Origin of the sequence: Thermoanaerobacter ethanolicus JW 200 (genome assembly GCF_003722315.1) — a bacterium.
Lineage (GTDB): Bacteria > Bacillota > Thermoanaerobacteria > Thermoanaerobacterales > Thermoanaerobacteraceae > Thermoanaerobacter > Thermoanaerobacter ethanolicus.
In genome coordinates this window covers 477,655-490,000 of sequence record NZ_CP033580.1, presented here as the reverse complement: position 1 = coordinate 490,000, position 12,346 = coordinate 477,655, and the positions used below count along the sequence as shown (strand labels likewise).

The window sequence follows — 12,346 nt, the reverse complement described above, 5'->3', positions numbered from 1 at the left end:
AAAAACTACCACTATTCCTGTATCTTGACATATAGGCATTCTTTGCGTTTTCGCTATTTCAGCATTTGCAACTATATCTTTTAAAATTTCTCTACCCAAAGGACTTGTTTCCTCTTTTATTCTTTCTTTTAAACTTTCAAATATATCTTGAGGTAATTCATAATTAGCTTCAATACAAAGCAATTTTACTATTTCAGTAATTTTCTTTGCTTCTATCACTTTCAAAATTTTTCACTCCCTCTTAAGTTCTTCACAAGTATATAATACTATTTTTTTAGAAATTTTTTAAGGAAAACTTGTTGAAGTAATAGCGTTTTTGCTATTTCTTTTTAAATTTTTTATAATTTAAGGTATAGCTTTGATTGTAGTACACAATTTATTAAGTAAAGGAGGGTTATGCCATTGAAATGTACTGTATGCCGTAAACCAGCAATTGTAAAATTCCCCGCTCATAATTCCGCCTTTTGCGAAGAACATTTGGATGCTTTTTTTATGAGACAAGTTGCCAAAACTATTGAAAAATATAAAATGCTGCCTCCGAAAGGGCGCGTAGTCGTTGCAATCTCAGGAGGAAAAGATTCCTTAGTCACTACTTTTGTCTTAAAAAGATTAGGTTATGAAGTGCTGGGCTTTTTTATAGATCTAGGAATAGAAGAAAACAACTTCTCTTCTCGATCTAGAGAAGTTGTGGAAAACTTTTGCAAAGAAAATGATATTCCTTTAGAAATAGTAAGCTTAAAAGAAAAATTTCGAAAAGGTATCCCGGATGTAGCTAAACACCAAGACAGGATATGTGCTCTATGTGGAGTCACTAAAAGGCATCTTATGAATGAATACACTTTATCTGTAAAAGCTGATGCACTAGCAACAGGTCATACATTAGACGACATGGCTAAGTTGCTTTTAGCAAATCTATTCCGATGGGACCTTCATCATTTATCAAAGGGAACTCCTGTACTCCCTGAAGAACCGGGATTTGCTCGAAAAATTAAACCTCTCGCTTTCCAAGCAGAAGAAGAGATAATTGCTTTTGCAAAACTTCACAATATAAAACCTGTAACCGCAGTATGTCCTTATTCAAGAGAAGCAAAATATACAAGATATCAAGAAGCCTTAGATATGTTAGAGGAAAATTCCCCAGGAATTAAAAGGTCTTTTTATAAAAACTACACAAAATATGCCCATCTATTTGCTGGTACTTCTGCCCGTCCTCCAAAAATAAATTGTGAGGTATGTGGTTTTCCTTCTGTTTCTCCCGTGTGTACCTTCTGCCGCACATGGGTAAAAACTGACTAATGAGAAAAATGCGCCCAATGGGCGCATTTTTCTCATTTATATATTTCCTGTTTTCTCTAAAATTCTGTAAAGCATAGCTGCTGCCTCTGCTCTTGTAGCGTTGTCTTTTGGCTTGTAAGTGTTATCTTCATATCCTCTTACTATTCCAAGTTTTACTGCATTCGCTACTACATTCTTTGCCCATTCGCTTATCTTGTTGTTATCACTGAAAGTGGTATTCCCTATACTGTCCTCTTTGTACTCTGCAAGCTTTCCGTATACCCTCATTATTACTGCTGTCATCTCTTCTCTTGTTATTGGGTCATCCGGCCTCATATTCTTGCCGTCTCCTAACATTATCCCTGCTTTGTATGCTGCTTCTATTGCGTTAGCATACCATGCTCCTTCTTTTACGTCATTGAATTCTCCTTGGTACGGCTCTTCTTCTATTCCTAATGCCCTTATCATTAATGCTGCAAATTCTGCTCTTGTTATTTTTGCGTTCGGTACAAATGTTTCACTGTCTACTCCTTTTATTATGTGCCTTGATGCAAGGACATTTACTACGTCATATGCCCAATTGTCTTTTGTTACGTCTTTGAATTCTTTGTTGTATTCAAAGACTTCATAGGTTGAGAAGTGTTTGGCTTCAAAGGTTATTGTGTTTGTTCCTTTGTCAACTTTTCCTCCTACGTATTCCCATTGATTTGTCTTCTCGTTTAAGTAGTATACTCCTACTTTTCTTATGTCTTTTGCACCTTTTATGTTAAATGTCATTTTTACTGGTGACCCTATTTTTATGTCTTTGTCTCCTGCTTTTATTGTTATGTCGTAGGCGCTTGTTATTGGCTCGAAAGATGATGCTTCCTTTTTGCCTTTGTTGTGTATGTTAAGTTTTATTGTTCCTGCTTTGTTTATGAGGTCAATTGCTTCTTGTGATACTCCCAAAGTTTTTGCATCAAATTGAAGAGCTACTTCGTCTGATTTTACTACTACGTTTTTGTTGTTCTCTGCTATTAAATTAAGTACAGTTACAGGTATTTCTAATGCTTTTTGAGGTGTAGTTCCTATATTTGTTAAGTCAAATTGTATTTCTTTCTTTGAAGTGTCTTTTATGTCTTTTGCTACTTTGTTTTCGTCTATTGTAAGTGTTGTTGTGTTATTTTCTACAACTATTTTGCCTTGTGATACTTCTTGAGTTGGCTTTGCTGTTTCTGTTGGTGGAGTAGGAGTAGGTTCTGTCTCCTGGCCGGGCTTCTCTCTTGTAACAGTTATTGTTATATCTTTTGTAAGTTCATTATTCTTGTCGCCACTGGGCTCTACATGTATTTTGATAGTATTTACACCATATTCCAAGGGAACTACTTTTGTAAATACTCCATTTTCTTGTTGCACAAAAGATTCATCATTTATAGTTACTTTCGCACCTTTGTAAGTATTGCCTTTAATCTCTATTTCACTCGTATTTGCATCAACAATAGTCTTGTCTTTTGGAGAATAGATATATATTGGCACATCTCTCCATCTTTGCACTGTATCATTTACAACCATTGTATTTGAACCCTGATTGACAACAGTTATTTTTCTGTTGTCAATCTCATTGCCGTATTCACCTTTTTCTACTTTATCCCAGCTCCCCCTTGCATATTTATATTCAATTTGTGTACCCTCATTTAAAGTAAGTGTAATACTATAGGTGTTAGAACCAGCTTTTGTCATTTGATTAGCATTTGGATTCCAGAAAGCATCCGGGAAGTTTCCAGCAATATTTACACCATCATCAGGAGTATAATCTGGTATTGTGACATTAAATGTCACTTTTATAGGTATTATATCAGGTGTCGCTTTTACTGTATTTGATGCTGTCCTATTATAGGAGGTATCAACTGCCACAACTTTATAATAATACACATTGCCATTTACTACATCTGTATCTACGTAGTTATACACACTGTCAGACACAGTTGCAATCTTTATAAATGGTCCTGTTTCACTTGAAGACTTATAGATTTCGTAGCCGTAAATAGCAACATCATCAGCTGACGGACTCCAATTAAGTGTAACTCTTGAGGATTCAATTCCTGGTTGTTGTAAGACTGGAGCTGTAGGTGTTTCTACATCATTTGATGGCACGACAGTAAACTGTTTTGCTTCATCTGTTTTCCCATCTGGTCCTTTTGTATACGTCCAATCATGGCCTTGGTTAGAAGAAAATCTCATAATGTATTCCCATGTGCCTACCATATCAGGTACAAATTTAGCCATGTATTTATCATTATTTCCAGAATCACCTACATATTGTGCATCAACCCATGTCCAGTCCTTACTTATTTCAACACCTTCTACCTTATTGTACACGGCATTGTAAACTGCATCTCCTACAGTATCTCCAATATACCTATATCCTAACTGGGCAATCATATTTTCTCCTTGGCCAGGTTTATCTGTAAGCCCTTGAGCCCACACTTCAGCATACACTTCAACTGGATTATTTACACCTATTACATGTGTATTTACTTGATTCATATTTCCCGCCCAGCCAATAGGAAATGCTGGATATGCCTCAACTTCATTGCTTAAAGCACTCTCATTTCCATCATTATCTACAGCGGTTACAGCATACACATACTTTAGACCATTGGTAACCTCTGTATCAGTATAGGTAATTTGCGTAACATTTGAAGCTATTTTTTCATATAACCCACCTTTAACTGTAGAACGGTAAATATTATAGCTTACTGCTTTATCTACTACACTCCAGGAAAGGTCTACTTTGCCATTCCCTGAGACTGCTTTAAGGTCTGTTATTGGCTGAGGTGCTGTCAAATTTTGCTCTGGATCTGAAATGAGTATTGCCCCATCCATTGATCCAACTTCTACAACAATTTTACCATCCTGAACCGTGTATGTCTTGCCACTTAAGGCATCTGTAAAAGCAACTCCATCTCTTATAAATTTAGTGGTATCTATAGAAACCTGTTTTGCGTCACCTTTATTTATTACGACAATAGCTACACTGTCAGGATACGATTTCCCAAAAGTATCTTTTCCATTTATGATTCTTCTTCCAAAGGCATAAACATCGCCATTTGCATAAAGTGTCTCAAGGTCTCCTGTTTTCAAAACTTGATTGTCATTTCTTATATTTACAACTTTCTTGAAAAAAGTTTGCAAATCAGTATCTTCTCTTCCCCAAGGGAATGTCCTTCTGTTGTCCGGGTCTTTTCCTCCAGATTGTCCTGCTTCATCTCCGTAATAAATAGAAGGCATGCCTGGATAACCCATTTGCAGTATTGCAGCAAGTTTAAGTCTTTTAACCGCAAGGTCTTTTGCTGCTTGAGAATTTTGATTTTCATCCGCAGAGTTGTATCCAAATACTGTCAATATCCTCATGGTGTCATGAGAACCTAAAAGATTCATAGTAGAATAAAACACTGGAAGAGGATATCTCTCATATATGCTCATAAGCCTTTGGTCGAGTTTTGCTGCATCTATAGGATTGTGCACCACATTTCCGTCATCAAATGATTTATCCAATATAAAGTCAATTACTGCATTTCTAAAGAGATAATTCATAACAGAGTTAAAAGAATCTCCAAGCAGATCCAGTGAAGCGTCATTCCAGTTTTCTGCAACCATCGGAGCATTCGGTTTCACAGTATTAATTGCACCTCTAAAATGAATCCAAAAATCGTGAGCAACTTCATTCGCAACATCTAATCTCCAACCATCTGCACCTACATTTTTGTCCCCATCAGGATTTAACCAATACTTAGATATTGCATTAGGATTATTTATAATAAAATCCGCCCAACTTTTGACATTATATTCACTGCCGTTTATCTGCCTTATCACAGGTAAACTGTCAAATCCCCACCATCCTTCATAGGTACCGTCAGGCTTTATCTCATACCAGTCACCATATGGAGACTTTGACTGATCTCCCTGTTTCCATGCTTGATAAGCACCTAAAACTCCCGTGTTTAAGTATTTACCATATCTATCAAAATAAATGCTGTCATCACTTGTATGATTGAAGACGCCATCAAGTATTACCTTAATCCCTTTTGCATGGGCATCCTCCATGAGCTTCTTAAAGGTAGATAAATCTCCTAATAGTTCGTCTATTTTTGTGTAATCGGTTGTATCGTACCTGTGATTAGAAGGTGATTGAAAAATTGGATTGAGATAAATGACTGATATTCCAAGGCTTTTTAAATAATCCAATTTATCATCTATACCTTGTAAATCACCGCCAAAGAAGTCATTTGACCATATGCCATCCCCTGTATATCCTGGTTTATTTTTATCATTCGGATTATCTGGAAGTTCGTACCAGTTGCTATGATATTCAACAGGATCAAAACCTCTGCTGTATTTCTTTAAATAGTCATTTGAAGAATCCCCATTAAAGAACCTATCAGGGAATATTTGATACATTACTGACCCTTTCATCCAATCAGGGGTGTCTAAGTTTTTATCGTAGACAGTAAGTTCAAAGTCCTTATTTACTGTATCTGTGGCTTTACCTACGCCACCTAATTGTTCATCGTTATCTCCGTAATAAGCAGTTTTTGTCCCGTCTTTAAGTATAAAGTAATACCAAATTCTTGTGGGATGGTCAAAGCTTAACTTAACTTCCCAGTATTCATATTTCCCGTCAGGACTTTGACCAATTCTGTACATAGGGACTTCTATTCTTGTTTTTTTAATATCATCCCAATAAGAAATTTTAGCTGACTCAATGTCATGATTTTTTGCTTGTATTCTTAATGTCACAGTATCTCCCGTTTTTATTGCACCGAAAGGCGAGCGGAAGAATGGGTCATGGGTGTCATGTCTTAAATCGTCATAATATATGTTATTATCAGGTCCTGTAAGAGGTGGATTATAATCTGTCCATATATTATGTGAAACCGAATCATAGTAAAATGTAATCTTAGTATCATAGGCTACATTCAAAGGAATATTTGGCCCATTTTGTTCACCATTTAAGCCATAATTTATATCCCATGAGGGCCCTAAAGTCACTTTAAACTCATAATTCCCTTTTGGAACATTTGCAGTGTATTCGTAAACATTATTAAACTTATAGTCTCTCATTATAGCAGTCGATGTTTCAGGTTTCCAATCATCACCTGCTCCTATTGCAGGCTGTATAGTCCCTACAAGTCTTGGAAGCTTGTCTTCGGGAATTGGTGTATATTTTGTGGAATCGGTAACACTTGAAGTATTGTAATTGTAATAAAAAGTCACTACAGAATCTGAATCAAGATGCAAGCTTAAATTACCTTGTGAAGGAACTCCTCCACCTTCCCATGAATGATTAAGAGCAACTTTATACTCATAATCACCTGCAGGTAACGCAACTGGGGTAGTAAATTCATAAAAGCCATTACCTTTATATGTCATTATCGTTTTGTCACTGTTTATATTCCAGTCAGAATCTCCAAGTTTGGATTGAAAATTGCCAACAACATTGGCTATCGCTGGCGCTGTATCTGTCTCAGCCTTTGCAAATTCCATAGGCATTGAGCCAAATACTGCTGTAAAAACTAAAAGAAAAGCCAGCAAAAATCCTAAAGCTCTCATCTTAAACACCTATAATCCCCCTTTTCGCCATATATTTCCTTAAATATTTTTTTAAAAAACTAATTTACAACACCACCCCCATTTCTTTTAGGCAATCGCTTTCACAGGTTACAAAAAGATAAATGTGTTTATGTACGCATTTCCTTGTGCAAATTTTTGCGCAATCGTTTTCCCTCATGTCTATTATAAATTATAGTTTTTTCGTTGTCAATATGTTGTTAATACATACACTATATGTAAATTTATAGGGCTACTATAAAGCAGCCCTATAAATTATATCTGCTTTAACCTTTGTGTTATCTCCATTTTATCCGCTTTTTCTGCTAAAAGTATTGTAAACAGTAAGAACAGCGCTCCAAATCCTGCAATTATAGAGATATTGTGCAGTATTGCGCTAATATTGTTCCCAGATATTGCTTCCCTAAGGCCTGCAACTCCATAAGTCATAGGCAGATAAGGATTTATTACGTTGAAAAACTTGGGTAAAAGTTCCATTGGGAAAGTTCCTCCTGAGGAGGTAAGTTGAAGCATTAATAATACTACTGCAAAGAATTTACCTGCAATGCCAAAGAGCATCACAAAAAGCTGAATTATAGCGATAAAGGTAAGAGACATCACAGCATTTATCAGGTAATAGTACAATAAATTACGCACATCTAATTTTAGTCCTTCTACAAGCACAAAACTTGATACCACAGATTGCAATATGCCTACTAATGCTAAAGACATAAATTTTCCTAATTGTATAGAGACATTGTTCATTCCTTCGTATTTTTCTTTATCAAAAATATCTATCAAGAAGAAAAGTATTAATGAGCCTACCCACAAGGATAGAGGTATAAAATATGGTGCAAAACCAATTCCATAATTTTTAACAGGATAAAGCCTTCTAGTATAAAGTATTATAGGTTCATTAATCATATCCTTTTTAGCCGTTGTAATTCCTGATGAATCTATTTTCTCAGCTGCATCACTTAATTTTCGTGCTAAAAGCCTCTGATTATCATATAAACTTTTTGCTCCATCTGCAAATTGCCTAGTTCCATCTTTAAGAAGTGCCATACCATTATATAGAGAATTAGCACCATTATATAATTTTGAGGATCCATCACTTAAACTTTTTATCCCATTATTGAGACTGTATAAGCCATTTGAAATTTCTTTTAATTTTTCTCCTGCTGTATTTATGCCTACACTAAGCTGTGCTACGCCACTGTACAATTTATTTGAACCGTCTACAAGTTGGCTTGACGCTTGAGACATATATGAAAGACCTGATGCTAAAGAATCCATACCATTATTAATTGTATTGGAAGCCTGCTGCAATTGTGCGAGAACAGTGTTTAATTGCTGAACTTGGGTCAAACCGCTATTTAAGTTTTGACTCATGCTATTAATCCCTGCATTAGATTGTGCAATCGCAATAAGTGCTTTTTGTAGTTCAGGGTCGCTACTTGCTTCAGGATGTTTTGCAATATAATCTTTCAAAGCAACCTGCGCACTATCTAAAGCTGTAGAAATTTGGCTCAAGCCACTTTTCAGTTGTGAAATACTGCCAGCAAAAGAAGAAACATTTTGCCCTACTTGATTGTATCCATTGACAAGAGAATTGATTCCATCTTTTAGTTTAATGGCACTATTAGAAGCATCATTTAATCCTTGATTAATTCCTGTTATTCCATTTTGTAATGAATTCATTCCATTTAATAAGGCTTCTGTATTGCTTGCATCAGAAAATTTTTGTGAAAGGAGATTTGCTCCATTGTATAAAGCTGTAGAACCATTTAACGCTTGACTGATACCATTATTTAAGCTTAAAGCACCATCTTTTATTTGTTTGCTTACATCTAAAGCTGTATTCATACTACTATTTAATTTTTGTGCACCATTATATAACTCTAAGGTACCTGTTGCGAGTTTATTCTCTGCCTCTGAGGCTTCTTTTAAACCACTGCCTAATTCATCAACACTTTTAAAAATAGAATCAATATACCCTTTTCTTATAGAATTTTCTATTTGGGTTTGTAAACTTTCTATAGCTTTATTGCCAATCTGTGTTGCAAGGAAATTTTTCTTATCATTGGTTATATACTCAATAGAAGCTTTTTTCGGAGTAGGAGAATCAACACTTATAAGATTTTGTGTAAAATCCTGCGGAATTCTAATAATAAAATAATATTTACTCCCTTTGAGTCCATCAATAGCATCTTTATAATCTACAAAATCCCATTTGAATTCTTTGTTGTCTTTTAACTTTTGTACAACTTCATTTCCAAAGTTCTCTTGTTTGCCATCGTATATTCCGCCTTTGTCTTCATTAACAACTGCAACAGGGAGTTTATCTAACTTAGAATAAGGGTCCCAAAAAGCGTATAAGTATAGAAAGCTGTAAAGTAAAGGCATAAAGGCAACAACAATAACTGCAACCCTTATAAACCTGCTTTTAATTATTTTTTCTATTTCTTTTGCTGCAACTTTAAATGCTTTCAATGTTTCTCCTCCTTTCATCGATTTTTAGACTGACCAGTCAGTACAGTTATTATTATATTCTCCTCTTCTCAATGTGTCAATAAAAAAGTACCTTTGATTTTAAAAATAAAAAACACTATAAATTGCAATATTAAATGCAACACCTAATGAAAATCATGTAGATATAGGATTTGGAACAAATCATATATAACCTTAAGCCCATCTTAGTTAACAAATTGAGCGAAGGTCGTGATTTGTCAAGGGTTAAAGTCAGGCGAAGCCTGCCCCTTGACAAATCACGAACGAGCTCTAAACTTTATAAGGGATGGGCTTAACAGATTTTTGCCAGCTCTTCATAAAAGTATTCCTTAGGCGTTTTGTAATTTAACAATTTTCGTGGAAGGTTATTAAGCCAGTTTTCTACTCTCTTTATCGTATCTATAGATAAATCTTTAATACTTTTACCTTTAGGGATGAAACGTCGTATAAGACCGTTATGTCGTTCATTTGTAGCTCTTTCCCAAGATGAATATGGATGTGTATAATATACTTCTACGCCATATTCTAAAAGAGCACTTTCTAAATCACTAAACTCTGTACCATTATCAGATGTTATTGTTTTAAATACTTTGTTTAAATTGTCACCAAACATATCTTTTAATTTTGATAATGCATCTTTAACAGATTTATTGTCTTTTGCATCTAATAAGAATATTATTTCATGGCGAGTCTTACGCTCTATTAATGTTAAAAGGACCTTGTCATTAGATTTCTTGCCAATTAACGTATCTATTTCCCAATGCCCAAAAACTTCACGGCTTTCAACTTCTTTAGGCCTAAAATCAATACTTTTGCCCATAATACGTTTATTTTTACGATTTTGTTTCTTCCTTGGTTTTAAACGTAGTTTTAAAGGTAAATCAATGTTTTTAACTTTTAATAATCCTCTATCTATATAGTTGTACAGTGTTTTAGTACAAACAATGGTTTTATTATTCCAGCTTGGGTCTTTTTTACAATAGCCTACAACTGCATCTGGTGACCATTTTTCATTTAATATTTTATTTTCAGCATATTTCAAGAAATCTTCTGCTTTAGCTACTTTAAATTTAGCTCCGCAATTTGAACGATTTTTTTCGTAGATAGCTTGACCGGTTTCAGGAAAATAGCTTGTATAAGAAGATAAATCACTTCTAAGTTGTGTAGTAGTTCCACGTTTAATTTCACGGCTTATAGTGCTTGGAGATCGATTAAGTTTTTTAGCAATATACCGAATACTTCTTCCTTCTTTGAGTAATGCATAGATCTCTCCTCGTTCATAGCTACTTAAGTGTTTAAAAGAACGATTTTTTGTGGTATCATTATTATGAACCATAGTGAAAATCCTCCTTGTATGATGTTTAGTTGACACCTATATCATACACGATTTTCACTATGGTTTCTATTTTTTTATCTGTTGCATTTAATTATACAACTAACCAAATAAAAAACACCTCCTTTGAGGTGTATATTATCCTTGAAGTTGAAGCCCTTTTAATGCAAAATTAAATACACTATCTGTTATATCTTGTGGATTAAATTTCTCGTCACTATCTTCTACTACTTTCAAAGCCAAAATTGAACTTATCATGCCAAAAAAAGCTGCTGCTACTATCTTTTCATCGCAATCAGCAATGAGTTTTTGTTCCTTGCCTTCTCTAATAATATTTTCTATTAGCTCAAGATAAGTATACAATTTCTCCCTGAATTTGCGAGGAACTTCCCCATGACCCCATATTTGGCTTAGCAAAACTATTATAAAGTCGTGATTTCTGTACAAAAAATTAGTCTGTACAAAGATGATTTTCCGTAGTTTTTCTACAGCATTATTTAGCTTGCCTATCTCTTCTATTGCCTCTTGTTTCAAAATCTTTATACCTTCATCAATTAAAAACTCCAATATGTCATCTTTGCTTTTAAAATGATAATACAAGGTCCCTTTTGCTACTCCAGCATTTTCCGCTATTTCTTCCATTGTGGTTTTGTAAAATCCACTTTTTGAAAAGGTCTTTATCGCCGCTTTAAAAATCTTTTCTTTTGTCTTATTCATTCTCCTTCATTCCCTTTTTAAGAAATTAAACATATATCATTTTAACTGTCATTCCGCCATCCACAATGAGATTCGCTCCTGTAATAAAAGAAGCTTCTTCCGAACATAAAAATAAACATGCATTTGCTACGTCCTCTGGCTTACCTACCCGTCCTGCAGGATGCTGCAAATGGTCCTCTTCTGTCAATTGGGGCTTTTTAGCTTCTCTACTTTTCTTCCATTCAGATACTTCTATCCATCCGGGACTTATAGAATTCACCCTTATTTTATCATAACTTAAACTTATTGCAAGAGAGTGGGTTAAGGCTATAATACCACCTTTTGAAGCAGAATAAGGTTCTGTATGAGGTTCAGACATAAATGCCCTTGTAGACGCTATATTTATTATGACTCCTCCGCCATTGTCTCTCATGTGAGGAGCAACATATTTTGAACACATATATGTTCCTCTTAAGTTCACATTTATGACTCTATCCCATTCCTCCATGGGCCTTGTGTAAATCGTCCCTCCTGCTCCAATACCTGCATTGTTTATCAAAATATCGATCTTGCCGTATGCTTTTATCGTCTTATCTACCATGTTTTTAACATCTTCCTCTAAAGAAACATCTGTATGTACAAAAAGTGAGTCTCCACCTTTAGATTTTATATATTCTTCATTTTCTATGCCAGCTTCATCGTCAATATCAGCTATAACTACTTTTGCTCCTTTTTCAGCAAAAGTTCGCGCAATACACCGCCCTATTCCTTGTCCTCCTCCTGTCACTATCACTACTTTCCCATTAAAATCCATAGTTAACCCTCCAATTTTTAATTATAAAAGAAGATAAGGTAACCTCATGATTAAAATTAAAAAAGCAAAGAGGTTTACCTTATCATAAATAGTATAACTTAAAAGTTTTATAAAAATCAAATAAATGG

At 34.7% G+C, this 12,346-nt stretch carries 7 protein-coding genes (1 of these 7 cut by a window edge); 1 reads left to right on the top strand and 6 read right to left on the bottom strand.

Translation table 11 applies throughout. The features are described 5' to 3' along the window. A protein-coding gene (locus EB239_RS02440; protein ID WP_003871272.1) for a fumarate hydratase crosses the window boundary here: on the bottom strand, window positions 1-225 show its 5' portion. It extends 618 nt beyond the left edge of the window; 225 of the gene's 843 nt are visible here — the first part of the coding sequence; it begins with the start codon at window positions 223-225; its stop codon lies beyond the left edge, outside the window. 177 nt (window positions 226-402) lie between these two features. Here EB239_RS02440 and EB239_RS02435 point away from each other — a divergent pair, with 177 nt between their 5' ends. Continuing rightward, entirely contained in the window at window positions 403-1,296 is an 894-nt protein-coding gene (locus EB239_RS02435; protein WP_003871271.1) for an ATP-binding protein, read from the top strand. 36 nt (window positions 1,297-1,332) lie between these two features. Here EB239_RS02435 and EB239_RS02430 read toward each other — a convergent pair whose 3' ends face one another. The 5 genes from EB239_RS02430 to EB239_RS02410 form a co-directional block, all read right to left on the bottom strand. Then, on the bottom strand, window positions 1,333-6,876 hold the full coding sequence (locus EB239_RS02430; protein WP_129545081.1) for an alpha amylase N-terminal ig-like domain-containing protein: 5,544 nt from the start codon (window positions 6,874-6,876) through the stop codon (window positions 1,333-1,335). A gap of 264 nt (window positions 6,877-7,140) precedes the next feature. After that, window positions 7,141-9,357, bottom strand: a complete 2,217-nt coding sequence (locus tag EB239_RS02425; protein ID WP_003871269.1) for a YhgE/Pip domain-containing protein — start codon at window positions 9,355-9,357, stop codon at window positions 7,141-7,143. 310 nt (window positions 9,358-9,667) lie between these two features. Next, window positions 9,668-10,711: an IS30 family transposase gene (locus EB239_RS02420; protein ID WP_003869295.1), complete on the bottom strand. Its 1,044-nt coding sequence runs from the start codon at window positions 10,709-10,711 to the stop codon at window positions 9,668-9,670. Window positions 10,712-10,846: 135 nt separating this feature from the next. Beyond that, a complete protein-coding gene (locus tag EB239_RS02415; RefSeq protein ID WP_003871334.1) occupies window positions 10,847-11,425 on the bottom strand; it encodes a TetR/AcrR family transcriptional regulator in 579 nt (192 codons plus the stop codon). A 25-nt stretch (window positions 11,426-11,450) separates the two neighbouring features. Continuing rightward, window positions 11,451-12,218, bottom strand: a complete 768-nt coding sequence (locus tag EB239_RS02410; protein WP_003871335.1) for an SDR family oxidoreductase — start codon at window positions 12,216-12,218, stop codon at window positions 11,451-11,453. Window positions 12,219-12,346: the final 128 nt, after the last annotated feature.